This is a genomic window from Streptococcus iniae, assembly GCF_030732225.1.
GTDB lineage: Bacteria > Bacillota > Bacilli > Lactobacillales > Streptococcaceae > Streptococcus > Streptococcus iniae.
Genome location: NZ_CP132230.1, coordinates 1,667,268 through 1,693,700, shown reverse-complemented (window position 1 = coordinate 1,693,700; position 26,433 = coordinate 1,667,268). Strand labels below are relative to the sequence as shown.

The window sequence follows — 26,433 nt, the reverse complement described above, 5'->3', positions numbered from 1 at the left end:
ATTGAGGAAAACCTTAATCAATTTTTTTAAATTCTGAAACTACTTTCTAAATTGGTATATACCGTTTACAAAGCTGAAATCTTGGCGTATAATAGAGGCAAAAGGGAGGAATAAAATGATAAGCTATATTAAAGCAGACCGCTTTTATTACCTAAATCACGTTAAAGAAGCAGGCTATCTTGCCATTAAAGACGGTGTTTTTGGTGAGTGGCAAAAAAATGAACCCAAAGACTCAGAGATTATTGATTACACAGGCTACCAGCTTGCACCTGGTTTAGTTGACACCCATATCCATGGTTATGCAGGTGCAGACGTTATGGATAATGATGCCAAAGGTATTCATGCCATGAGTCAAGGCCTCTTATCTACTGGTGTTACGTCATTTTTACCAACAACATTAACATCTGATTTTGACCATCTGAAAGACGTTTCAGCTACCCTAGCATCAGTTGCAGATCAGGTCAAAGGCGCGAAGATTCAAGGGATTTACTTTGAAGGACCATACTTCACAGAAGAATACAAGGGAGCACAAAACCCTAATTATATGAAAAATCCAAGCCTTGATGAATTTAGGCAATGGCAAGAAGCCGCTAATGGCTTGATTAAAAAGATAGCATTAGCTCCTGAACGAGATGGTGTTGAAGAATTTGTATCAACTCTTACAAAAGAAGGGGTTACTGTAGCCTTAGGACATTCCAATGGAACTTATGATGAGGCTAAGGCGGCTGTAGATGCAGGAGCAAGTGTTTGGGTTCATGCTTATAATGGGATGCGTGGTTTGACGCATAGAGAACCTGGAATGGTTGGTGCTGTATACAATATTCCAGGAACCTATGCAGAGTTAATTTGTGATGGACACCATGTGTCACCTGTTGCTTGCGATATCTTGATGCAACAAAAAGGCCATGATCATGTGGCAATGATTACAGACTGTATGCGAGCTGGAGGCTCTCCAGAGGGGGATTACATGCTGGGAGAATTCCCAGTTATTGTTGAAAAGGGAACTGCTAGACTAAAAGACAGTGGTAGCTTGGCAGGTTCCATCTTAAAACTTAAAGATGGAATCAAAAATGTTGTTAACTGGGGAATTGCAAGCCCAGAAGAAGCTATTCGTATGTCTTCTTACGTTCCGGCTGTCTCAGTTGGGATTGATGATGTTTGTGGTCAAATTAAAGCAGGATATGCAGCAGACTTCATTGTTCTAGATCAGAATTTAGAATTGATAGCGACCTATTTAGACGGAAAAAAAGTTTACCAAGCACTCTAAGTTTAAAGAATTGAGATAAGCAATTGTCTCAATTCTTTTTTTCCCTAAAAAAAGGCTATTATGATAGAATGGGGGAAAGAAAAGGAGGTTTTTATGATGAAAACACTTAAAATGAACAATGGTCTAGAAATACCACTTTTAGGTTTTGGGACCTTTAAAGCAGCAGATGGACAAGAGGCTTATCAAGCAACTTTATCAGCTTTGAAGGCAGGTTATCGCCACATTGACACGGCAGCAATATATAAAAATGAAGAAAGTGTTGGACGTGCCATTAAAGACAGTGGTATTGCTCGAGAAGAACTCTTTATCACTACTAAATTATGGAATGACAGTCATAGTTATGAGGGTGCTAAGGCAGCTCTAAAGGCTTCCTTAGAGCGACTTGGTTTAACTTATATTGACCTTTACTTAATACATTGGCCAAATCCTAAAGCTATCCGTGACAGCTGGGAGTCAGCAAATGCTCAAGCATGGGCTTATATGGAAGATGCCGTTGAAGCTGGCCTTATTAAAACAATTGGTGTCAGCAACTTTATGGTTCACCATTTAGAAGCTTTGGCAAAAACAGCCAAGATCAAGCCAGCAGTTAATCAAATCCGTTTAGCCCCAGGATGTTACCAAGCAGATGTTATTGCTTATTGTAAGGCTAAAAATATTATTTTGGAAGCTTGGAGTCCGTTAGGTCAAGGGGAAATCTTTACGAATGAAACCATGTTAGCTTTGGCTGAAAAATATGGAAAAACCGTGGCGCAAATTGCTCTTGCCTGGTCTGTTTATGAGGGGTTTTTACCATTGCCAAAATCTGTTCATGAAAATCGTATTAAAGAAAATAGGGATTTCTTTGATATTGAACTGAGTCAAGAAGATGCTGAAATGATCAAAACATTACCTGATATGGCAGGGATACCTGATCCGGACACAAAAGATTTTTAAGATTTTAAAACAGGGATTCGTTTTCTGAATGGAGCTCTGTTTTTAGTTTGATTGACATTTTATTATCATTTTTGTATAATAATTTCATTATATAAAAAGAGGTTTAAAAAGCAATGATACTTGTTCTTATGATGACGATGTTTATCATCCGTCTTCTATTCTTAAAAATATCCATTCAAAACGAAAAACGTATTTTAGCAGAAGGAGGTAAAGAGTTCGGAGCAAAAAACTCCAAATTCTTGACCTTGCTTCATATCATGATTTATTTTTTTGCCTTAACGGAAGCTTTGTTAAATAAAGTAAGATTGGATGGTATTGGTCTGTTAGGACTAAGTCTAATGGTATTTTCAATAGCCATGCTCTATTGGGTAACTCATTTGTTAAGTGGTATTTGGACGGTTAAACTGATGCTTAAAAAAGAGCATCCTTATGTTGACCATTGGCTTTTCAAATATGTTAAGCACCCTAATTATTTTTTGAACATTTGTCCTGAATTAATAGGGATTGTTTTACTTTGCCATGCACAAATTACAGCTACCTTGTTATTTCCTTTCTATATTCTCTCACTATACATTAGAATCCGAGAAGAGAACCAACTGCTTTCAGAAATTATCATTCCAAGTACCTTTAAGAAGACGCAATTGCAATAACTGATTTTCTAGACAAGTTGTTTGTAATGTGCTAGAATGTTTCTAGGAAAGAAATTATTTTAGCTTTTTCTTAAGCGAGTTCGGGATGGTGTGAGCCGAGTGATGAGTAAAATATGAGGCACTTTCATTATTACAAAACAGTATAATTAACAATGAAGTCATAAATTAGGGTGGAACCGCGTTTCAACGCCCCTATACATTTGTATAGGAGTGTTGGAGTGGTTTCACTTTTTCTTATGCTTTAAGATGGCTACTAGTACTGAGAAGTGGCAACCTAAAAGCAACTAGAGCGACTTGCCAAGCTAAGGAATTTGCTTTATTTTAAGAATAATCTGTTGCCCCTTAACTGATGTAACAAAAGATAGGAGAAAATCATGTCTAAAAAACTTACTTTTCAAGAAATTATTTTAACTTTGCAACACTATTGGAACGATAAAGGTTGCATGCTAATGCAAGCTTATGATAATGAAAAAGGTGCGGGAACAATGAGTCCTTATACCTTTCTTCGTGCCATTGGTCCTGAACCTTGGAATGCTGCTTATGTAGAGCCAAGTCGTCGCCCTGCGGATGGGCGTTATGGGGAAAATCCTAACCGTCTATATCAACACCATCAATTCCAAGTGGTTATGAAACCATCCCCGTCAAACATCCAAGAACTTTACCTTGAATCTCTTGAAACATTAGGAATTAATCCCTTAGAACATGATATTCGTTTTGTTGAAGACAACTGGGAAAACCCTTCAACAGGATCAGCTGGACTTGGTTGGGAAGTTTGGTTAGATGGTATGGAAATTACGCAGTTTACCTATTTCCAACAAGTTGGAGGACTTGCAACAAGTCCAGTAACATCTGAAGTGACTTATGGATTAGAGCGTCTAGCTTCTTATATTCAAGAAGTGGATTCTGTTTATGATATTGAATGGGCACCTGGCGTTAAGTATGGTGAAATCTTCCTTCAACCTGAATATGAACAGTCAAAATATTCTTTTGAAATCTCCGATCAGGACATGTTGTTAGAAAACTTTGAGAAATTTGAAAAAGAGGCAGGCCGTGCCTTGGAGGAAGGTTTAGTGCATCCAGCCTATGACTATGTACTCAAATGCTCACATACCTTTAACCTTTTAGATGCCAGAGGTGCTGTTTCAGTAACAGAGCGTGCAGGGTATATTGCTCGAATTCGTAACCTTGCAAGACAAGTTGCTAAAACCTTTGTAGCAGAACGTCGTAAATTGGGTTACCCCCTTTTAGATGAAGCAAGCCGTGCCAAACTTCTAGCAGAAGATTCAGAAGAGAAATAGAAAATACCTACCTTAATAAAAAGAAGAAAACATTTTTCGGAGACATAAAACATGACAAAAAATCTATTAGTAGAACTTGGACTTGAAGAATTACCAGCCTATGTTGTCACATCAAGTGAAAAGCAATTAGGCGATAAAATGGCGAGCTTCTTATCTGAAAACCGCCTTACTTTTGATGCTATTGAAACTTTTTCAACCCCACGTCGTCTAGCCGTACGTGTCCTTGGTTTAGCTGATAAACAAACAGACTTGACTGAAGATTTCAAGGGGCCGTCTAAAAAGATTGCACTAGACAAAGAAGGCAATTTTTCAAAAGCGGCACAAGGATTTGTCCGTGGTAAAGGACTGACAACTGATGCTATCGAATTTCGTGATATTAAAGGCGAAGAGTATGTCTATGTCACTAAACATGAAAGTGGTAAAATGGCAGAAGCTGTTTTGGCTGAAATCCCTACAGTCCTTAGCAACATGACTTTCCCGGTTTCAATGCATTGGGCTAATAATAGCTTTGAATACATTCGTCCTGTTCACACATTAACGGTTTTACTTGATGATAAAGCCTTGGAAATGGATTTCTTAGACATTACATCAGCTAGAACATCGCGTGGTCATCGTTTCTTAGGTCATGAGACAGAAATCACTTCTGCCAATTCATACGAAGCGCAGTTGAAAGAGGTCTTTGTCATCGCAAATCCTAAAGAACGTCAGGATATGATTGTTGAACAGATTAAAGCTATTGAAGCTCAGGAAAATGTTCAGGTTGATATTGATGCTGAGTTACTTAATGAAGTGTTAAATTTAGTAGAATACCCAACTGCTTTTATGGGCTCATTTGATGCCAAATATTTAGACGTCCCAGAAGAAGTTTTGGTTACGTCCATGAAAAATCACCAGCGTTATTTTGTTGTCCGTGATCATAATGGTAACTTACTTCCCCATTTTATTTCTGTACGTAACGGTAATGAAAAAGGGATTCATAACGTTATTAAGGGAAATGAGAAGGTTTTGGTTGCTCGACTTGAAGATGGTGAATTCTTCTGGCGTGAAGACCAAAAACTTGTTATTTCAGACCTTGTTGCTAAATTGGCACATGTTACTTTTCATGAAAAAATTGGGACTTTAGCAGAACACATGGAGCGTACGGGTGTTATCGCAGCTTATTTAACTCAAAAAGCTGGTTTATCAGAAGATGACAGTAAAGCAGTGGCACGTGCTAGCCAAATTTACAAATTTGATTTGCTCACCGGTATGGTTGGTGAATTTGATGAATTACAAGGTTTGATGGGAGAAAAATACGCCCTTTTAGCTGGTGAAAATGATAATGTAGCAACAGCAATTCGAGAACACTATTTACCAAATTCAGCAGAAGGTGATCTGCCGAAAACAAAAGTTGGTGCTGTTTTAGCCCTAGCAGACAAATTAGATACCCTGCTTTCATTCTTTAGCGTAGGACTTATTCCTAGTGGTTCAAATGACCCATATGCTCTTCGTCGTGCAACCCAAGGAATTGTTCGTATTCTTGATGCTTTTGGTTGGCATATTTCTCTAGCGCAGTTGGTAGAAGATTGTTACCAATTGTCATTTGACAGTTTAACTTATGATCACCAAGAAGAGGTTATGGCCTTTATTGCAGCCCGTATTGAAAAAATGATGGGAAATCATATTCCAAAAGATATTAAATCAGCAGTTCTTGCAAGTTCAAATGACCAAGTGCCACAAATGATTGAAATGGCTGATGCTCTACGAGAAGCTTCAAAAGCAGATAATTACAAAGAAGCTGTTGAGAGTTTGGCGCGTGTCTTTAATCTAGCTGAAAAAGCTGAAGAAGGATTAACAGTCACTGAAAGTTTCTTTGAAAATGATGCTGAAAAAGCTCTTTTTGAAGCCATTAATGCTTTAACACTTAAGGGTACTGCTAGTCAAGCATTACAAGAATTATTTGGCCTAACAGATAAGATTATTGCTTTCTTTGACAATACAATGGTTATGGTTGATGATCAAAAGCTTAAAAATAATCGTTTGGCTCTTTTAGCAAGCTTAGTTGAAAAAGCTAATAAACTAGCCAAATTTAATCTCTTAAATACCAAATAAAAAGCAACTTTTTTAACAGAAAGGAAGAGAGATGGATCCTAAAAAAATTGCTCGCATTAACGAGTTAGCCAAAAAGAAAAAAACAGTTGGTTTGACTGGTCCTGAAAAAGTCGAACAAGCTAGACTGCGTGAAGAATATATTGAAGGTTACCGCAGGTCCGTTCGTCATCATGTTGAAGGAATTAAAATTGTTGATGAAAAAGGCAATGATGTTACACCCGAAAAATTGAGACAAGTGCAACGTGAAAAAGGCTTACATGGCCGTTCGCTAGATGATCCAAAATCATAAAAACAAACTAGAAACTCTTTTTATCCATTTGGAATAAAGGTTTTCTAGTTTTTTAGATAAGCAGGTATCTCATATCTGAAGTCTTAGAGTGACTCTAACTAAGCAGATTGTTAGAAGTCTCTACATAGCTAGTGTATAATAAAAGAAAATAGAAAGTAGGTATAATATGAAAAAGAGAAACTTTTCCCTTATGCTATTAACGGGACTTTCAGTATTGGCACTTGCAGCTTGTGATATGGATAAAGACGATGATCATGTTCAACAGTCTAACAGCCAAAAAGTAACAACTCACACAAAAAAAGCAGCAATTACAGAAGAAAAAGCTAAAGCAATTGCATTAAAAGATGCAGGATTTGCTGAAGGAGATGTCAAGAACTTGACCATTAAACTTGAAACAGAAGATGGCCAAGAAGTCTATGATATTGAATTTGACAAAGACAGTAAAGAATATAGCTATAGTATTGATTCACAAAATGGTGATATTGTTGAAAAATCTTCAGATAATCATAATGATTAATAAGAGTTTAACCTATGAATAGTCATAGGTTTTTTTATTATGATAAATTTTAACATATCTTATCAGAAATTTTTTAGTCGTCAGAAATTCTTGATAATGCATTTTAAAAGATTTTAGTTATAATAGGGGTATAGAAAAAAGAAAACGCTTACCTAAGGAGGAAAGACACATGTCAGAAGAAAAGTACATTATGGCTATTGACCAAGGAACAACAAGTTCTCGTGCAATTATCTTTAATAAAAAAGGTGAAAAAATTGCCAGTAGTCAAAAAGAGTTCCCACAAATTTTCCCTCAAGCGGGATGGGTTGAGCATAATGCTAACCAAATTTGGAATTCTGTACAATCTGTTATTGCGGGTGCTTTTATTGAGTCAAGTATCAAGCCTAGCCAAATAGAAGCTATTGGTATTACCAATCAACGTGAAACAACAGTTGTTTGGGATAAAAAAACAGGTCTTCCAATTTATAATGCTATTGTCTGGCAATCCCGTCAAACCGCTCCAATTGCAGATCAGCTAAAAGCAGATGGCTACACAGATATGATTCATGATAAGACAGGTCTTGTTATTGATGCTTATTTCTCAGCAACTAAAATTAGATGGATTTTAGACCATGTTCCTGGAGCGCAAGAACGTGCTGAAAAAGGTGACTTGCTGTTTGGAACAATTGATACTTGGTTGGTTTGGAAATTAACAGATGGTGCCGTTCATGTTACGGACTACTCAAATGCAGCTAGAACAATGCTTTACAACATCAAAGACTTAAAATGGGATGACGAGATTTTATCTATTCTTAACATTCCTAAAGCTATTCTTCCTGAGGTTAAATCAAATTCAGAAGTTTATGGGAAAACAGCTCCTTACCACTTCTATGGAGGCGAAGTCCCAATTTCAGGTATGGCTGGTGACCAACAAGCTGCCTTGTTTGGACAATTAGCATTTGAGCCAGGAATGGTTAAAAACACTTATGGTACTGGTTCTTTCATCATTATGAACACAGGTGAAGAAGTTCAATTATCTGATAACAATCTCTTAACAACTATTGGCTATGGTATTAATGGCAAGGTATATTATGCCTTAGAAGGTTCAATTTTTATTGCGGGTAGTGCTATTCAATGGTTGCGTGACGGTCTTCGAATGATTGAGACATCAAGTGAATCAGAAGGACTTGCTCGTGAGTCACAAAGTGATGATGAAATTTACGTTGTTCCTGCTTTCACTGGCTTAGGAGCACCTTATTGGGATTCAAATGCTCGCGGATCCGTTTTTGGATTAACACGTGGATCAAGCAAAGAAGATTTTGTTAAAGCGACCCTTCAATCCATTGCTTACCAAGTCCGTGATGTTATTGACACAATGCAAATTGACTCAGGTATTGATATCCAACAACTTCGTGTCGATGGTGGTGCAGCCATGAATAATCTTCTCATGCAATTCCAGGCTGATATTTTAGGGATTGATATTGCTCGCGCTAAAAATCTTGAAACCACAGCTCTAGGAGCGGCCTTCCTTGCTGGTTTGTCAGTTGGTTATTGGGAAGATATGGATGCTCTAAAAGAATTAAATGCGACTGGTCAACTCTTTAAAGCAAGCATGAATGAGTCTCGTAAAGAAAAACTTTATAAAGGCTGGAAGAAAGCTGTCAAAGCAACACAAGTCTTTGCCCAAGAAGATGATATTGATTAGGAGGATAAGATGGAATTTTCAAAAGAAACAAGACGTTTAGCACTCCAAAAAATGCAAGAAAGAACCTTAGACTTGCTGATTATTGGTGGTGGGATTACAGGAGCAGGTGTTGCTCTTCAAGCTGCAGCCAGTGGACTAGATACTGGTCTGATTGAAATGCAAGACTTTGCTGAAGGAACATCTAGCCGTTCAACCAAACTGGTCCATGGTGGGCTTCGCTACCTTAAACAATTTGATGTTGAGGTTGTTTCGGATACTGTTTCAGAACGTGCAGTTGTTCAAAGGATTGCACCACATATTCCAAAACCAGATCCTATGTTATTGCCAGTATATGATGAGCCAGGAAGTACTTTTAACATGTTCCGTCTCAAAGTAGCAATGGATTTATATGACCTCTTAGCAGGTGTTTCTCAAACAGACTTGGCTAATAAAGTCTTAAGTAAAGAAGACGTTCTAGCGAGACAGCCTGACTTGCAAAAAGAAGGCTTACTAGGTGGCGGTGTTTACCTAGATTTTAGAAATAATGATGCCCGACTTGTTATTGAAAATATCAAACGGGCTAATCAAGATGGGGCACTCTTAGCCAGTCATGTTAAAGCAGAAGATTTTCTATTAGATGACCAAGGAAAAGTTTGTGGTGTTAAAGCAAGAGATTTGATAACAAATCAAGAAATCCTTATTAAAGCGCGTCTTGTTATTAATACAACAGGACCTTGGAGTGATGATATCCGGAATTTTGCTAAAACAGGCAATAAGATTCAGCAACTGCGTCCGACAAAAGGGGTTCACTTGGTTGTAGACCGTCAAAAATTGAATGTCTCTCAGCCAGTTTATGTGGATACTGGTTTAAATGATGGTCGTATGGTATTTGTCTTACCTCGTGAAGAAAAAACATATTTTGGAACAACAGATACTGATTATACAGGTGATTTGAAAAATCCAAAAGTCACTCAAGAAGACGTGGATTACTTGCTAGATATTGTCAACCGTAGATTCCCAGAAGCTAACCTTAGCATTGATGACATTGAAAGTTCATGGGCTGGTTTACGACCACTCTTATCTGGCAATAGTGCTTCAGACTACAATGGTGGTAACAGTGGCAAGTTAAGTGATGAAAGCTTTACACATCTTATTACTACTGTTGAGTCTTACTTAAACCATAAGGAGAGTCGCGAAACAGTTGAGCATGCTATTAAAGCAGTTGAATCAAGCACTTCAGAAAAAGAATTGGATCCATCAGCTGTTTCTAGAGGCTCAAGCTTTGAATGTGATGATAATGGTCTCTTTACTTTAGCAGGTGGTAAAATCACTGACTACCGTAAGATGGCAGAAGGAGCCCTTGACATCTTAATCAAGGTATTGAATGACAAGTACGATAAACAGTTTAAACTTATCAATTCAACCACTTATCCAGTTTCTGGTGGGGAAATTAACCCTGCTAATGTGGATTCAGAGTTAGAAGCTTACGCACAATTAGGAGCATTAAATGGCCTAACAATGGATGAGGCTCGTTATTTAGCAAATCTATATGGCTCAAATGCACCAAAAGTTTTCGCACTAACACGTCAAATCACAGCTGCAAAAGGGTTGACATTATGTGAAACCTTGTCACTTCATTATGCTATGGATTATGAGATGGCCTTGCGACCAACTGATTTCTTCTTAAGAAGAACTAACCACATGCTCTTTAAGAGAACTCAGATGGATCAATTAATTGAGCCAGTCATTGCTGAAATGGCTAAGCATTTGTCTTGGACAGAGGAAGAAAAAGGAGCCTATACTGAAGAGCTTGTTCAAAATCTTAAAGATAATGACTTAGAAGAATTAAAAAGAAAATAAGGGGATTAGGGTATGGATATCTTTGGAGAATTTTTAGGAACAGCCTTACTGGTTTTACTTGGTAATGGGGTTGTTGCGGGTGTTGTTTTGCCGAAAACCAAAAACAACAATTCTGGTTGGATTGTTATTACAACAGGTTGGGGAATCGCTGTTGCTGTAGCAGCTTTCATTTCTGGTCACATTGCTCCAGCACACCTTAATCCAGCAGTTAGCATTGCTTTTGCTGTAAAAGGTGATATTAGTTGGGGAACCGCTGCCATGTATTCAATTGCACAAATTGTTGGTGCTATGTTAGGCTCACTCTTAGTCTATCTCCAATTTAGACCACATTACAAGGTTGCACAAGAACCAGCAGATATTTTAGGAACCTTTGCAACTGGTCCAGCATTAAGAGACACAACGTCAAACGTGCTTAGTGAAATCTTTGGAACATTTGTTTTGGTTCTTGGAATCCTGGCAATTGGCATGTATAAAATGCCAGCAGGTTTAGGCACATTGTCTGTTGGAACATTAATTATTGGTATTGGTCTTTCATTAGGAGGAACAACAGGTTATGCCATCAACCCAGCAAGGGATTTTGGACCGCGTTTGCTTCACGCACTCTTGCCAATTGAAAATAAAGGTGACTCAGATTGGTCTTACTCATGGATTCCAATTATTGGTCCAATTGTTGGAGCAGTTCTTGCAGTTCTCTTATACACTGTGGTATTTTAAAACATTAGATAACTGAAATAAGAAGTCCAATCTTGAGAGGTTGGGCTTTTAAAGTAAAACGTTTACATTATCTGAATGGAATTGGTATAATAAGAAATATGACAGAGAAAATACATATTATTGGCGCTTCCTTTGCGGCAATCGCATGCGCGGAACAATTAGTAACCCTGAAGCCAGAGGCAGAAATAATCCTTATTGACAAAGAAAGTAAGTCAAACTATCTTCCTAATGGTCTCAATTATTACCTTCGACAAAGCATCACAGATTTATCCCAATCACTTTGGGATAGTCCTATTTTACATGGGCATAAACAAGTTGATCGGCTACAAGGAGAAGTTATTGAAATCAATAGTCAGGAAAAAAGCTTAAGCCTTAAGTTAGCTGATGGTTCTATTTGTCAGGAAGCCTATGAAACCCTAGTTTGTGCAATGGGAGCAAAGGCTGAATCACATTACATTAAGGGTGCAGATAATGAGAAAGTCTTGACAACAAAATATTTCACCAATAGTCGAGATGCACTTGATAAAATTGATGACAGTCAGGCAATTTTGGTCATTGGAGCAGGTCCAATTGGCATTGATTTAGCCTATAGTCTCTCCTTGAAAGGCAAGTCTGTGACATTAATTGAGGCAGCTGACCATGTTGATTTTCACCAAACAGATATCGAAATGTTAGACCCATTACTTACAGAAATGGCTAACATGGGTATTTGTCTTTTAACACAAACCCGTATTAAGGCTATTGAAGAAACACCCCAAGGGTTATCTTTAGTTACTGATAAAGGAGAAGTCATTAGTGGAGATTTGGCATTCTTGGCTGTGAATTTTAGACCTAACAGTGACTTACTTGACAGTCAGGTAGAGTGTTTACTTGATAAAACCGTTAAGGTAGATGAGCATTTTAAAACCAGCAACCCTTCTATTTATGCGATTGGGGATTTGGTGTCCTCTCAGTTTTCTCCACTTGGCATCCCTTATTACACTCCTTTAATTAATCAGGCAGTGCGCTCAGGTCAGGCTTTAGCTTATCATTTGGCTGGCTATAATGTTCCAATGCTTGAAAGCACCAAAGTAGTAGGGGGACATCACTTTGGTTATTATAGATCCAGTGTTGGTATTACAGAAGAAGAAGCTTCCATTTATAGTGATCTTGTAACGTTTGTTTATCAGGCAGAATTAGAAGAAGACTCTTCTATTTTTAGAATTAAATTAATTGTTAGCCAGTGTGATGGTAGGCTTTTGGGTGCGCAATGTCTATCTAAAGTTAATCATCTTTTGCTTACCAATCAATTGTCCCAGGCGGTTAGTCAGAAACTGTGTGATTACCAACTGGCTTTTCAAGATTTTATTTTCTTAAAAGGAGATAGCGAGTTAGCTTATCATCTGCATCAGGCCTGTTTAGAGGTATTTGAAAAGAGGAATAGGCATGAAAATTGATGATTTAATGGACAAGGAAAGGCGCATCCAGTACCAAATTTTGCTCACCCTTTACCGGTCTAAGGGGAGTTTACCTTTGAAACAGGTCATGCAGTCTACAGCTATTTCAAAAGTAACCCTTCTAAAGTATTTAGAGCATTTGGTGGATTTGTTACAAGAACATGCTATCCCTTGCAGTCTTTCTTGGACTACTGATGAAATAATACTTGAAGAATCTGGCAATTTTATGTGGGAGGATCTTATTTCTGTTTTTATTAGAGATTCCTTGTCCTATCAAATTTTGCTTTACCTTTCAAAACATGAACATTTTGCCATTACTGCTTTGTCACAAGAATTGATGGTTAGCGAAGCAACTTTAAATAGGCAATTAGTTGTTTTAAATAACTATTTAGAAGAATTTCAACTGTCTATTTCTCAAGGTAGACAAGTAGGACATGAGTTGCAGTGGCGTTATTTTTATTACCAACTTTTTTGCCTAACACTAACAGAGTCTGAAAAACAGATGATGTTTGAAGAAGAGAATCAACACCATTTAGTCAAATTGGTTGAAAGATTACTTGGGAAAGAATTAGATGTGCCTAACTTACAAAAGCTCTCCTTATGGTTTGCCATTTCTCAAAATCGGTTTTCTTTTCATAACGAAAAAACATTATTTGAACATATCGATCATAACACGATGGAACAAAATGGTTTTTATAAACGTTTAAATCAGTTATTACTGCATTACTTTAGCCGTTTTGCACTAGAATTTGATGGCTTTGAAAGCAAAAGTCTGTTTGCTTTTTTAGTAACTAATCCTATCCTACCTCGTAGTTCAATGTCATATATCTTGGGATTTGGAGGTCCTATATCAGACAAAATTTCAGAAGCTCTTTGGTTGATGAAAAAAGCAGAAGTTCTTACTGTAAGAACCAAAGAAGATATTATTTATGGTTTGGGCCTCTTTTTTTCTCGTGCTTATTTTTTTAAAGGGATTATTCTAGATGGTCATCAGGAGTTAACATCTTTACAGCACTTGATTCCCAAGGAAGAAAAGACAAGAATTGATTTGGTTGTTCAACACTTAATGATGCAATTAGAGGATCGTAGTTTGTATCAAAGTGATTTCGCACAATTCTTAAATTATCACTTGTTGCAGTTGCTGATTTTTTCATTGGAACGGCACCATAAACCTCTTCGTGTTGCTCTGGCTTTGGGGCCTGATAGTGTTGAAAAAGCAATCGCAGAGTTGACAATTAGGAAGTATTTGAAAAATAATCGTCATTTTCATTTTGAACCTTATCGTGCAGAAATTCCTTATGATTGTATTGTTTCTTGTCAACGCCAGGAACTCAGGACTTGTTTGCCTAGTTTTCACCTTAAACATTTTAGCTCCTCGTATGAATTACAGGCATTAGAGGGATTTTTGAAAAAAGTACTTGAAGAAAAAATTGCCTTAGAGGATACTATGGAACAAGACTAAGATATCTTGGGTACATTTTTGAACACATGACTGTGTATAAGTTGGTCTTTATCTTGTTGTTTGAGCTCATTATAATTAAACTGTGTCATTAGATAAGTAGCCTAACTATTTATCTATACTATATATTTATCATTTTTTTGGAGGATTTATCATGAAATTTTTCTTAGACACTGCCAATGTTGAGGCTATTCGTGCGATTAACACATTAGGTGTTGTAGATGGTGTTACAACTAATCCAACAATCATTTCCCGTGAAGGACGTGATTTTGAAACGGTGATTAAAGAAATTTGTGACATCGTTGATGGCCCAGTTTCAGCTGAGGTTACTGGATTAACAGCAGATGAAATGGTATCAGAGGCACGTGTTTTAGCTAAATGGCATGAAAATGTTGTTGTTAAAATCCCTATGACAACAGAAGGATTGAAAGCAACTAATATTTTGTCTAAAGAAGGTATTAAAACAAATGTAACTCTTATTTTCACTGTTTCTCAAGGCCTTATGGCTATGAAAGCTGGTGCAACATATATCAGTCCATTTATTGGACGTTTAGAAGATATTGGTTCAGATCCTTATCAATTGATTGAAGACTTGCGAGAAATCATTGATTTGTATGGTTATGAGTCAGAAATTATCTCTGCAAGCATCCGTAATGCAGCTCACGTTGAAGCTGTTGCCAAATTAGGATCACATATTGCGACAATCCCAGATAATTTATTTGACAAAATGACACAACACCCATTAACAGAAAATGGCATTAAACAATTTATGGAAGATTGGGCTTCTTTTAAAAAATAAGATGAGGGAACCTAGCTGTAAGGTTGCAGCTAGGTCTCGTTTTCTCAATGAAGCACGCTCATTTTTTTAAATCATAATAGTGATAATCACCATTTTGACATAGAATCCTTGTGATTTTATGATACAATAGACTTTGGAAACGTTAAACTTTAGATGAAAAACAGAGAGGTTTTTAGTTATGACATTCGATGCAGTTGACCAGTTAGCAGTTAACACTGTCCGCACGCTTTCAATGGATGCAATCCAAGCAGCAAATTCAGGACACCCTGGCTTACCAATGGGTGCAGCCCCAATGGCTTACGTTTTATGGAATAAATTCATGAATGTGAATCCAAAGACAAGCCGTAACTGGACAAACAGAGACCGTTTCGTACTTTCTGCAGGTCATGGAAGTGCTATGCTATACAGCTTATTGCACCTAGCAGGTTACGACCTTTCAATTGACGATTTGAAAAATTTCCGTCAATGGGGATCAAAAACACCAGGACACCCAGAAGTAAATCACACAGATGGTGTAGAAGCAACTAGTGGCCCCCTAGGACAAGGGATTGCAAATGCACTAGGTTTTGCAATGGCAGAAGCTCACCTTGCAGCTAAATACAATAAACCAGGATTTGACATTGTTGACCATTATACTTATGCCATTAATGGAGATGGTGACTTGATGGAAGGTGTTAGTCAAGAAGCAGCAAGTTTAGCAGGTCACTTAAAACTTGGCAAATTAGTGCTTTTATATGATTCAAATGACATCTCACTTGATGGACCAACATCAATGGCATTCACAGAAGATGTTAAAGGACGTTTTGAAGCATACGGCTGGCAACATATCCTTGTTAAAGATGGTAATGATTTAGAAGCAATTGCAAAAGCAATTGAAGAAGCAAAAGCTGAGACACAAAAACCAACTATCATTGAAGTTAAGACAATTATTGGATTTGGTGCAGAAAAACAAGGCACATCAGCTGTTCATGGTGCACCACTAGGTGCTGATGGCATTGCATTTGCGAAACAATCATACGGATGGACTGAACAAGACTTTACAGTACCAGCAGCAGTTGAAAAACGTTTTGCTGATGGCTTACAAGCACGTGGTCAAGAAGCTGAAAATGCATGGAATGACCTCTTTGCAAAATATGAAGAAGAGTATCCAGAATTAGCTAAAGACTATAAGGAAGCTTTTGCAAATCAAGCTGTTTCAGTTGATTTAGAAGCACACGAACTTGGTACATCAAAAGCTAGTCGTGTCTCAAGTCAAGAAGCTATCCAACAAATTTCAGCACAAGTTTCTTCTTTCTGGGGCGGTTCAGCTGACCTTTCAGCTTCAAATAACACAATGGTTAAAGTTGAAAAAGACTTCCAACCTGGACAATTTGAAGGCCGCAACATCTGGTTTGGTGTTCGTGAATTTGCAATGGCAGCAGCTATGAATGGTATTGCCCTTCACGGTGGAACACGTGTTTACGGTGGAACATTCTTTGTCTTTTCGAACTACCTATTACCAGCAGTTCGTATGGCTGCTCTTCAAAACTTACCAACCATGTATGTGATGACACATGACTCAATTGCTGTAGGTGAAGATGGCCCAACACATGAACCAATTGAACAATTGGCAAGTGTTCGTTCAATGCCTAATTTAAACGTTATTCGTCCTGCAGATGGAAATGAAACAAATGCAGCGTGGAAACGTGCGATGGCTGAAACAGATAGACCAACTATGCTTGTTCTAACACGTCAAAACTTACCTGTTCTTGAAGGAACAAAAGAATTGGCTGCTGATGGTATTAATAAAGGTGCTTATATTCTTTCAGAAGCTAAGGGAGATCTTGATGGTATCATTATTGCAACAGGTTCAGAAGTCAAATTAGCTATGGATACACAAGCTGCACTTGAAGCAGAAGGTATCTTTGTTCGTGTGGTATCAATGCCATCACAAAATATCTTTGATGAGCAATCTGCTGAATACAAAGAAGAAGTGCTTCCAAAAGCTGTGACAAAACGCCTAGCAATTGAAGCAGCATCAAGCTTTGGTTGGGCTAAATATGTCGGTTTACAAGGTCAAACCCTTACCATTGACACTTGGGGAGCATCTGCACCAGGAAACCTTATTTTTGAAGAATATGGTTTCACAACTGAAAATGCAGTAAACCGTTATAAATCATTATAATAATAAGGAATCAGGAGGGCTTTTGGCTCTTCTGATTTTTGCATTTTTACCCGTTATTAAGTTGACTTATTGCTTGAAAAGATTTATTATTATACCTAACAATTGTATTAATTTAAAAATACAAAACACTAACTATTTAGGAGTTATGAAAGAGGTTTAGGATGATAACATTTGAACATGTCTCAAAGATTTATGGTGATAAAGAAGCATTAAGTGATATTAATTTAACCATTGAAAATGGTGAGATATTTGGCCTCATCGGTCATAATGGTGCTGGAAAAACAACAACTATAAGCATTTTAACATCTATTATTGAAGCATCCTATGGACAGGTTTTTGTTGATGGTAAAGAATTAAGTGCAAACCGTGATGACATTAAAAAAATGATTGGTTATGTTCCTGATTCGCCAGATTTATTTTTAAATTTAACAGCTAGTGAATATTGGCATTTTTTAGCCAAAATTTATGGGGTTTCAAAAGAAGATACTGAAAAACGCATTGCAGAACTAAGTCAACTATTTGAAATGACAACAGAAGAAAACAATACCATTGATAGTTTTTCACATGGTATGCGCCAAAAAACAATTGTCATTGGTGCTTTAATATCTAATCCCTCTATCTGGATTTTAGATGAACCATTGACAGGTTTAGATCCACAAGCCGCTTTCGATTTAAAAAAGATGATGAAAGAGCATGCCGCGGCTGGAAATTCTGTTCTTTTCTCAACACATGTCTTATCAGTTGCTGAGCAGCTATGTGATCGCATTGCCATTTTGAAAAAAGGTAAAATGATTTTCCTTGGAACCATTGATGACTTGAAAGCCAATTATCCAGACAAAGATTTGGAAACTATTTATTTGGAATTAGCTGGACGTCACTCTAGTGAGGAGGTCTAAGCTTATGAATTGGTCAACTATTTGGGAATTAACCAAAATAAATATTCTTTATTCAAATCCACAAAGCTTAACAGCTCTTAAAAAACAACAAGAAAAACGTCAAAAAAAAGAATTTAGTGCTTACAAAGCCATGATTAAAAATCAAATAGTCATGACAGTGCTTTTTCTCTTTGTTTATATTTTCATGTTTTTAGGAATTGATTTTAGTCAAAATCCAGGTATTTTTAGTTTTTACGTTGCTTTATTCTTTGTCATGGCAACCCTATCAGCCTTTACGACACTTTATACTATTTTTTATGAAAGCAATGATGTCAAACTATATGTCCATCTGCCCATTAAACCAGGTGAACTTTACATTGCAAAAATTATATCGTCTTTAGGGATGGGGTCAATCTTCTTAATGCCCCTACTCTCTTTGTTTGTTATTGCTTACTGGCAAATCATAGGGAATGCATTAGCCATTCTCCTTGCGATTTTAACTTTTCTTGTTTTAATAGTGACGTCAAATGTTCTTGCTATTTACCTTAATGCCATTATTGGTAAATTGATACTAGCTAGCTCACATCGTAAATTAATTTCGACACTCTTGATGTTTGCTTCAAGCATTGGTTCTGTTGGTCTAGTTTTCTTTTTGAACTATTCAAACAGCTCTAGGATGAGTGCAACAGGTAAAATAACAGACACGAGTCCTATCCCTTATTTCCGTGGTTATCATGACCTTGTTTCATCTCCATTTTCAGTAGCGACCCTTCTTAACTTTGTTTTACCAATTCTCTTAATTCTTGTGTTGACTTGGGGAATTATTAGTCGAGTAATGCCTAAGTACTACCAAGATGTTCTTTACACAAGACCTCAAGTAAAAGACAAGCTTAAGCGTGGTAAAACTAATGCATTTATTGATAAGAGTTTGCGTCATATGCTGACGAAACAACATCTATCAATCATTCAAAATGCGACATTGTTAACCAATACGTATTTAATGCCCCTCATCTTCTGTATTAGTTTTTTAGTGCCATTATTGAAAGCAGGAGATAGCATTTCGAACTTCTTAGGAAGTAGTTATTTTGGAGTGTCTTTCATAGTTGGAGTTATATTAGCCTCTCTTGGAACCTTGCCAACATCGGTTATTGGCGTAGCGGTTTCCTTGGAGAAAGAGAATTTTATCTATTTGAAGAGTTTGCCAATTTCTCTGAAGACGTTTTTGGGAGAAAAATTTTTAGTCTTGATTTTCTTACAATCCATTTTTCCAATAATGGCTTATGCTCTACTTTCACTTGTTGTTCTTAAACTTTCTCTTGTTTTAACAATGACCTTAATTTTGGGGTATGTCTTAACAGCTCTTGTTCAAGGACAATTGATGTTTCAAAGAGATTGTGATTATTTAAATTTAAAATGGCAAGATGTTAGTCAGTTGTTTACAAGAGGGGGAAGTCAGTGGTTTGCCATGGGCCTTATGTTTGGTGGCCTTATTGTGGGTGGCGTTCTGATTGGATTTACCATATTCCTATCAACAGTGACTAAAAATCCACTTGCAGTTAATTTTGTCTTAACCTTATTTATACTCTGTGTATTGGCTTTTGGCCAATGGAGAGTAAAAAGATCGTTTTGGAATAAATTGGAAAGTTATTTTGAATTGTGATAATCTTCTAATCATTTTAGTTAAAACAGTCCTTGCGGCTGTTTTTTTATGCTATAATTTTCTTATGATAAAACGACATTTTGAGGACGTGAACCGTCTTGTAATTAAAATAGGAACCAGTTCTCTTGTACAGGGGAATGGAAAAATTAATTTAGAAAAAATTGACCAATTGGCTTTTGTCATTTCAAGTTTGATGAATAAAGGCAAAGAGGTAATTTTAGTTTCTTCTGGAGCCATGGGATTTGGTTTGGATATCTTAAAAATGGATAAGAGACCTAGTCAACTAGCTAAGCAACAGGCTGTGTCTAGTGTTGGCCAAGTGGCGATGATGAGTCTTTATTCCCAAATATTTGCCCATTATCAAACCAATATTTCACAAATTCTATTAACCAGAGATGTGGTCAGTTTTCCTGAAAGTTTGGCCAATGTTACCAATGCCTTTGAAAGCCTTTTGGCAATAGGTGTTGTGCCAATTGTGAATGAAAATGATGCTGTTAGTGTGGATGAAATGGACCATGCCACTAAGTTTGGGGATAATGACAGATTATCTGCTATAGTTGCTGAAATTACCAAGGCTGATTTATTAATTATGCTATCTGATATTGATGGGCTTTTTGATAAAAATCCAAGCATTTATGAGGATGCCAAATTACGACATCACGTAACAGAAATTACAGAAGAAATCCTTGCATCAGCAGGTGGTGCAGGAAGTAAATTTGGGACTGGTGGTATGTTAAGTAAAATTCAGTCTGCTCAGATGGTCTTTGATACTAACGGGCAAATGATTTTGATGAATGGTAAGAATCCTCGTGATATTTTACGAGTCCTTGAAGGACAAGTGATTGGAACCTGGTTTGTGCAAAAATAGGAGAGACTTATGACAATAATTGATCAATTAGGACAAAATGCCAAGAAAGCTAGCTTGGCCCTGATCCAGTTGCCGACAAAAGAAAAAAATGATTTTTTGGTCTTGTTAGCAGACAATCTTGAGACACAAACAGATTTTCTATTAGCAGAAAACCTTAAGGACCTTAATAAAGCTAAAGAGCATGGTATTTCAGAGGTTATGAGTGATCGGTTACGATTGACTAAAGAGAGCATTGCATCAATTGCTAACGGGGTTCGTCAAGTTGCAGAATTACAAGATCCAATTGGGCAGGTGATAAAGGGTTATACAAATAGTGATGGGCTTAAAATCATGCAAAAACGTGTCCCTATAGGGGTTATAGCCATGATTTTTGAAAGTCGTCCTAATGTGTCAGTGGATGCTTTTAGCTTAGCCTTCAAAACCAACAATGCCATTATTTTACGTGGCGGTCGAGATGCGATTTATTCGAATATGGCCTTGGTTAAGGTAATACGACAAAGTCTAAAACAAGCGTCTATTTGCCAGGATGCTGTTCAACTACTGGAAGACACCTCTCACCAGATGGCGGAAGAATTAATGCAGGCAAGTCATTATGTTGACCTTTTAATTCCGCGTGGTGGTGCTAAACTCATTCAAACAGTCAAGGAGAAAGCCAAAGTTCCTGTTATTGAGACAGGTGTTGGGAATGTTCATATCTATGTTGACAAAGATGCCGATATCGATATGGCATGCCAAATTGTGATCAATGCCAAAACCCAAAGACCAAGTGTGTGTAACGCAGCTGAAAGTTTAGTTGTTCATGAAAAAATAATAGAGCATTTTATTCCAGCTTTAGAAAAAAGTCTAAAAGGAAAGCAAGCTATTGAGTTTAGAGCAGATGATAAGGCACTGCCTTACTTTAGTACTGCTAAACAAGCTGTGCCAGAGGATTTTGCAACAGAATTCTTAGATTACATTATGTCTGTTAAGACGGTATCTTCTCTTGATGAGGCTATTTCTTTTATTAACGCTCATTCTAGCCACCATTCAGAGGCTATTATCACTAACAACCTTCAGGCAGCGGAGCAATTTCAAGACTTGATTGACTCGGCAGCTGTTTATGTTAATGCGTCAACACGTTTTACAGATGGTTTTGTATTTGGTCTAGGCGCAGAAATCGGCATTTCAACACAGAAGATGCATGCGCGTGGCCCAATGGGATTAGAAGCCTTAACCAGTAGTAAGTATTACATCAATGGCAATGGGCAAACCAGACAATGAGAAAATGGGGAAGCAGCTGAGCTTTAGGCTAGAGTTTCCCTTTTTGTTTTCTTAATATCTAAAATATGTTAAAATTAAAGTTATGACAAAAGAATTTCATCACGTAACCGTACTTTTAAAAGAAACAGTCGATATGCTTGCAATCAAGCCTGATGGTGTCTATGTAGATGCTACCTTAGGTGGTGCAGGGCATTCGGCCTATTTGCTGTCGCAATTAAATGATAAGGGGCATCTCTATTGTTTTGATCAAGATCAAAATGCTATCGATAATGCTCAACTAGTCCTAAAACCATACATTGATAAAGGACAAGTAACTTTTATTAAAGATAATTTTAGACATTTAGCGTCACAGTTGACCTCTTTGGGAGTTGAGACAATTGATGGAATCCTTTATGATTTAGGCGTTTCAAGCCCACAATTAGACCATAGGGAACGAGGCTTTTCTTATCGACAAGATGCCCCTTTGGATATGAGAATGGATGCAGACGCTCCTTTGACAGCTTATCATGTTGTTAATGAGTATGACTATCATGATTTGGTACGTCTTTTCTTCAAGTACGGGGAAGATAAATTTTCTAAGCAAATCGCCCGTAAAATTGAAGCTGCTAGAAGTCTCAAACCTATTGAGACTACTACAGAATTGGCAGAAATTATCAAATCAGCCAAACCAGCTAAGGAACTTAAGAAAAAAGGCCACCCAGCAAAACAAATTTTCCAAGCGATACGTATTGAGGTTAATGATGAGCTTGGGGCAGCTGATGAATCTATACAGCAAGCCATGGATTTACTTGCCTTAGATGGTCGCATCTCAGTAATTACTTTCCATTCATTAGAAGATAGGCTGACAAAACAATTGTTTAAAGAAGCAAGTACCGTTGATGTTCCTAAAGGAATTCCTTTTATTCCTGAGGAGATGCAACCAAAGTTTGAACTTGTTTCTCGTAAACCAATTCTTCCAAGTCAGGAAGAGTTAAATGCTAATAACCGCGCACATTCGGCAAAACTTCGTGTTGCCAGAAAAATTCGGAATTAAGATTATGAACAATGAAACTAGAACGCAAGCCATTTCATCAGCATTGCAAAAACGCATTCGAACTTTCTCGAGAATTGAGAAAGCTTTTTATGCTGCCATTATTATTACAGCTATTACAATGGCTGTTAGTATTATTTATTTGCAGAGTCGTAAATTGCAATTACAACAAGAAATCACTCGTCTAAATAGTCAAATTAGTGATAAAAGAACGGATTTGAATAACGCCAAACAAGAAGTAAATGAGTTGTCTCGACGAGACCGAATTGTTGAGATTGCTGGCGAGGGTGGTTTAAGCAATCACAATGATAACATTAAGAAAGTAGAGTAATCTATGAAAAAATTTCAAAAATTATTTTTAGATTACGCTGTTCGTGATCGCAAAACACCTGTTAATAACCGTATTCACGTTGGACAGAACATGATGATTTTAGCTATCTTTATGTTCTTCATTTTTATCATAAATTTTGTGATTATTATTGGGTCTGATAGTAAATTTGGGGTTAATTTATCACAAGGTGCTCGCAGTGTTTACCAAGAAAAAGTAACGGTGCAAGCAAAACGTGGAACCATTTATGACCGAAACGGTGTTGCTATTGCCATTGATTCGACAACTTATAGCATTTATGCTGTTTTGGATAATTCCTTTATTTCTGCAACAGGTGAGAAACTCTTTGTTCAACCCTCACAATATGATAAAGTTGCTAAGATTTTAAAAGAACAACTGGGAATGAAAAAGAAAGATGTTCTCAAACAGTTAAATCAGAAAAAACTTTTTCAGGTTTCCTTTGGAACGGCTGGCTCAGGCATTTCATACAGCAAGATGACTAATATTCGAAAAGAAATGGAGAAGGCTAAAATAAAAGGCATCTCCTTTTCAACGAGTCCAGGACGCATGTATCCAAATGGAACTTTTGCTTCTGAACTTGTTGGTTTAGCTTCCTTGCAGGAAAATAAAGATGGCAGCAAGAGTTTAGTAGGTAAAACAGGTCTAGAATCGGCATTAAACACAATTCTATCAGGACGAGATGGCACCATCATCTATGAAAAAGATAAAAATGGGAACACCTTACTTGGTACTGGTAAAACAGTGAAAAAACCGATTGATGGTAGAGATGTTTACACCACGCTTTCAGAACCTATTCAGACCTTCTTGGAAACCAAAATGGATATTTTCCAACAAAAAACAAATGGTGCTTTAGCAAGTGCAACACTGGTTAATGCTAAAACAGGTGAAATTCTAGCAACCTCACAAAGACCAAGTTATAATGCTGACACCCTTGAAGGTTTAAATAATAAAAATTATAACTGGAAGAGTGCCCTTTATCAGTCCAATTTTGAACCAGGGTCGACAATGAAAGTGATGACCTTGGCGTCAGCCATAGATCATGGCATCTTTAAACCAAATGAAGTTTATTCAAATGCTAACGGAATTACCATTGCTGATGCTACTATTCAGGATTGGTCTATCAATGAAGGAATATCAACAGGGCAATACATGACCTATGCCCAAGGTTTCTCATACTCAAGTAACGTTGGAATGACTAAACTTGAGCAGAAAATGGGAAATGAAACATGGTTAGATTATTTAGCTAAATTTAAGTTTGGTTTTCCAACGCGCTTTGGTGTCGGCAATGAAGAATCAGGCATATTCCCGTCTGATAATATTGTTACACAAGCTATGAGTTCCTTTGGACAAGGGATAAGTGTGACGCAAATTCAAATGCTAAGAGCTTTTACTGCTATCTCTAATAATGGAGAAATGTTGGAGCCTCAATTTATTAGCCGTCTTTATGATCCAAATACTGGTAAATACAGAACAGCTCAAAAAGAGGTTATTGGAAAACCAGTTTCTAAAAAAGCAGCCAGTGAAACAAGAGAATACATGGTTAATGTAGGAACTGACCCCATTTTTGGGACCTTGTATTCCAAAGCAACGGGTCCAATCATTAAGGTTGGTAGTCTTCCAGTTGCTGTGAAATCAGGGACTGCACAGATTGCATCAGAAGATGGAAGTGGTTACCTTGAAGGTGGTCAAACCAACTATGTTTTCTCAGTTGTTGCCATGGTTCCTGCAGATAATCCGGATTTTGTCATGTATGTTACCCTTCAACAGCCTGAACATTGGAGTGGTATGTATTGGGAAGAGGTTGTGAATCCGGTATTGGAAGAAGCTTACCTTATGCAGGAGACGCTTAATGAACCCATGAAAAATGAATCAGAACAACAAAGTAAATACTTGTTACCTGATTTTGTAGGTCAAAGACCAGGTGATACCTCAGATGAGCTTCGTCGTAATTTGGTACAACCCATTGTGCTTGGAACAGGTGACAAAATTACTAAAATGTCCAAGAGCAAAAATACCAATATTAATGAAAATCAACAACTGTTATTGTTAACAAATCATTTTGATAGTTTGCCTGATATGTATGGCTGGACTGATGAGAATGTTAAAAAGTTTGCAAAATGGACAGGAATTGAGGTACAATATAAAGGTTCTGAAAATGGAAGAGTGACAAAACAAAGCATTGCTGTTGGGAAGTCGCTTAAAAAAATCAAGAAAATTACAATTACACTAGGAGATTAAAATGTTTTTAACCATTTGGGCAGGAGTAATAGCTTTCGCTTTGACTGCTATAGCAATGCCTTACTTTATTCGTTTCTATCAAATGAAAAAAATTGGTGGACAACAAATGCATGAGGATGTCAAACAACATTTAGCAAAAGCCGGGACACCAACAATGGGTGGAACTGTTTTTCTTCTAGTTGCAAGTTTTGTGTCAGCAGTCTTTACGTTAATCTTCTTTAGAGATGAAATCAGTTTTCGATTGATTTCAGGAATTTTGTCCATTGTTTTAATTTATGGGCTAATTGGTTTTTTAGATGATTTTTTGAAGATTTTTAAGCAAATCAATGAGGGGCTAACAGCAAAACAAAAGCTTTTTCTCCAAATTGTTGGAGGTCTCATTTTTTACTTACTTCATGTTGGTCCAAATGGAATTGATACCATTAATGTATTTGGTTACTCATTACAAGTAGGTATATTTTACGTTCTTTTTGTTCTTTTTTGGGTTGTTGGGTTTTCAAATGCTGTTAATTTGACCGATGGTATTGATGGCTTAGCCTCAATATCTGTTGTCATCAGTTTAACAACTTATGCTATTATTGCCATTCACCAAAATCAATATGATGTTTTACTCCTGATTGGTATTATGATTGGGGCTTTGCTTGGCTTTTTCCTCTTTAACCATAAACCTGCTAAGGTCTTTATGGGAGATGTGGGTAGTCTGGCATTAGGTGCGATGTTAGCATCTATTTCAATTGCTTTAAGACAAGAGTGGACCTTACTTTTTATTGGGCTTGTCTATGTTTTGGAAACCAGTTCAGTCATGATGCAAGTTTCCTATTTTAAATACACTAAGAAAAAACTAGGAGAGGGTCGCCGTATTTTTAGAATGACACCTTTCCATCATCACCTTGAATTAGGTGGCCTATCAGGCAAATCAAAGGCTTGGTCAGAATGGAAAGTTGATGCTTTCTTATGGTCAGTCGGTTTAGTAGCTAGTCTACTTGTACTAGCAATTCTATACCTATAAGGGA

General features: G+C 37.1%; 22 protein-coding genes. All 22 read left to right on the top strand.

The window, feature by feature from the left end; genetic code table 11:
- Positions 1 to 115: 115 nt before the first annotated feature.
- The 22 genes from nagA (at position 116) to mraY (ending at position 26,429) form a co-directional block, all read left to right on the top strand.
- Complete coding sequence (gene nagA, locus Q9317_RS08380; RefSeq protein ID WP_003101857.1) at positions 116 to 1,267, top strand: N-acetylglucosamine-6-phosphate deacetylase; 1,152 nt, start codon at positions 116 to 118, stop codon at positions 1,265 to 1,267.
- A 93-nt stretch (positions 1,268 to 1,360) separates the two neighbouring features.
- Positions 1,361 to 2,200: an aldo/keto reductase gene (locus Q9317_RS08375; protein ID WP_003101855.1), complete on the top strand. Its 840-nt coding sequence runs from the start codon at positions 1,361 to 1,363 to the stop codon at positions 2,198 to 2,200.
- Positions 2,201 to 2,313: 113 nt separating this feature from the next.
- Entirely contained in the window at positions 2,314 to 2,850 is a 537-nt protein-coding gene (locus tag Q9317_RS08370; protein WP_003101854.1) for an isoprenylcysteine carboxyl methyltransferase family protein, read from the top strand.
- Between the two features lie 374 nt (positions 2,851 to 3,224).
- Positions 3,225 to 4,148, top strand: a complete 924-nt coding sequence (gene glyQ, locus Q9317_RS08365) for a glycine--tRNA ligase subunit alpha (RefSeq protein ID WP_003101853.1) — start codon at positions 3,225 to 3,227, stop codon at positions 4,146 to 4,148.
- A gap of 51 nt (positions 4,149 to 4,199) precedes the next feature.
- Positions 4,200 to 6,239, top strand: coding sequence for a glycine--tRNA ligase subunit beta (gene glyS, locus Q9317_RS08360; RefSeq protein WP_003101852.1), 2,040 nt, complete (start codon positions 4,200 to 4,202; stop codon positions 6,237 to 6,239).
- Positions 6,240 to 6,270: 31 nt separating this feature from the next.
- A complete protein-coding gene (locus Q9317_RS08355; protein WP_003101851.1) occupies positions 6,271 to 6,528 on the top strand; it encodes a DUF896 family protein in 258 nt (85 codons plus the stop codon).
- A gap of 166 nt (positions 6,529 to 6,694) precedes the next feature.
- Positions 6,695 to 7,045, top strand: a complete 351-nt coding sequence (locus Q9317_RS08350) for a PepSY domain-containing protein (RefSeq protein ID WP_003101850.1) — start codon at positions 6,695 to 6,697, stop codon at positions 7,043 to 7,045.
- A 169-nt stretch (positions 7,046 to 7,214) separates the two neighbouring features.
- Positions 7,215 to 8,729, top strand: a complete 1,515-nt coding sequence (gene glpK / locus Q9317_RS08345; RefSeq protein WP_003101849.1) for a glycerol kinase GlpK — start codon at positions 7,215 to 7,217, stop codon at positions 8,727 to 8,729.
- 9 nt (positions 8,730 to 8,738) lie between these two features.
- Complete coding sequence (glpO, locus tag Q9317_RS08340) at positions 8,739 to 10,568, top strand: type 1 glycerol-3-phosphate oxidase (RefSeq protein WP_003101848.1); 1,830 nt, start codon at positions 8,739 to 8,741, stop codon at positions 10,566 to 10,568.
- Between the two features lie 12 nt (positions 10,569 to 10,580).
- Complete coding sequence (locus tag Q9317_RS08335; protein WP_003101846.1) at positions 10,581 to 11,282, top strand: MIP/aquaporin family protein; 702 nt, start codon at positions 10,581 to 10,583, stop codon at positions 11,280 to 11,282.
- 98 nt (positions 11,283 to 11,380) lie between these two features.
- Positions 11,381 to 12,718, top strand: coding sequence for an NAD(P)/FAD-dependent oxidoreductase (locus Q9317_RS08330; protein WP_016356126.1), 1,338 nt, complete (start codon positions 11,381 to 11,383; stop codon positions 12,716 to 12,718).
- Complete coding sequence (locus Q9317_RS08325; protein WP_003101842.1) at positions 12,708 to 14,180, top strand: AcpB/EbpR/MafR family transcriptional regulator; 1,473 nt, start codon at positions 12,708 to 12,710, stop codon at positions 14,178 to 14,180. The genes Q9317_RS08330 and Q9317_RS08325 overlap by 11 nt, the downstream gene beginning before the upstream one ends.
- Positions 14,181 to 14,331: 151 nt before the next feature.
- Positions 14,332 to 14,976, top strand: a complete 645-nt coding sequence (gene fsa / locus Q9317_RS08320; RefSeq protein WP_003101839.1) for a fructose-6-phosphate aldolase — start codon at positions 14,332 to 14,334, stop codon at positions 14,974 to 14,976.
- A 178-nt stretch (positions 14,977 to 15,154) separates the two neighbouring features.
- Positions 15,155 to 17,140, top strand: coding sequence for a transketolase (gene tkt / locus Q9317_RS08315; RefSeq protein WP_003101838.1), 1,986 nt, complete (start codon positions 15,155 to 15,157; stop codon positions 17,138 to 17,140).
- Positions 17,141 to 17,301: 161 nt separating this feature from the next.
- On the top strand, positions 17,302 to 18,036 hold the full coding sequence (locus tag Q9317_RS08310) for an ABC transporter ATP-binding protein (protein ID WP_003101832.1): 735 nt from the start codon (positions 17,302 to 17,304) through the stop codon (positions 18,034 to 18,036).
- 4 nt (positions 18,037 to 18,040) lie between these two features.
- Positions 18,041 to 19,675 (top strand): permease-like membrane multi-spanning protein, encoded by a 1,635-nt coding sequence (locus Q9317_RS08305; RefSeq protein WP_121791539.1) that lies wholly within the window; start codon positions 18,041 to 18,043, stop codon positions 19,673 to 19,675.
- 64 nt (positions 19,676 to 19,739) lie between these two features.
- Positions 19,740 to 20,543: a glutamate 5-kinase gene (gene proB, locus Q9317_RS08300; RefSeq protein ID WP_031239158.1), complete on the top strand. Its 804-nt coding sequence runs from the start codon at positions 19,740 to 19,742 to the stop codon at positions 20,541 to 20,543.
- Between the two features lie 9 nt (positions 20,544 to 20,552).
- The gene (locus tag Q9317_RS08295) at positions 20,553 to 21,803 is read left to right on the top strand and encodes a glutamate-5-semialdehyde dehydrogenase (RefSeq protein ID WP_003101827.1); all 1,251 of its coding nucleotides are present in this window, start codon (positions 20,553 to 20,555) and stop codon (positions 21,801 to 21,803) included.
- An 82-nt stretch (positions 21,804 to 21,885) separates the two neighbouring features.
- A complete protein-coding gene (rsmH, locus tag Q9317_RS08290) occupies positions 21,886 to 22,836 on the top strand; it encodes a 16S rRNA (cytosine(1402)-N(4))-methyltransferase RsmH (RefSeq protein WP_016356124.1) in 951 nt (316 codons plus the stop codon).
- Positions 22,837 to 22,840: 4 nt separating this feature from the next.
- On the top strand, positions 22,841 to 23,164 hold the full coding sequence (ftsL, locus tag Q9317_RS08285) for a cell division protein FtsL (protein WP_003101824.1): 324 nt from the start codon (positions 22,841 to 22,843) through the stop codon (positions 23,162 to 23,164).
- A gap of 3 nt (positions 23,165 to 23,167) precedes the next feature.
- Entirely contained in the window at positions 23,168 to 25,420 is a 2,253-nt protein-coding gene (pbp2x, locus tag Q9317_RS08280; protein WP_003101823.1) for a penicillin-binding protein PBP2X, read from the top strand.
- Between the two features lies 1 nt (position 25,421).
- Complete coding sequence (gene mraY / locus Q9317_RS08275) at positions 25,422 to 26,429, top strand: phospho-N-acetylmuramoyl-pentapeptide-transferase (protein ID WP_003101822.1); 1,008 nt, start codon at positions 25,422 to 25,424, stop codon at positions 26,427 to 26,429.
- The last annotated feature ends 4 nt before the right edge of the window (positions 26,430 to 26,433 follow it).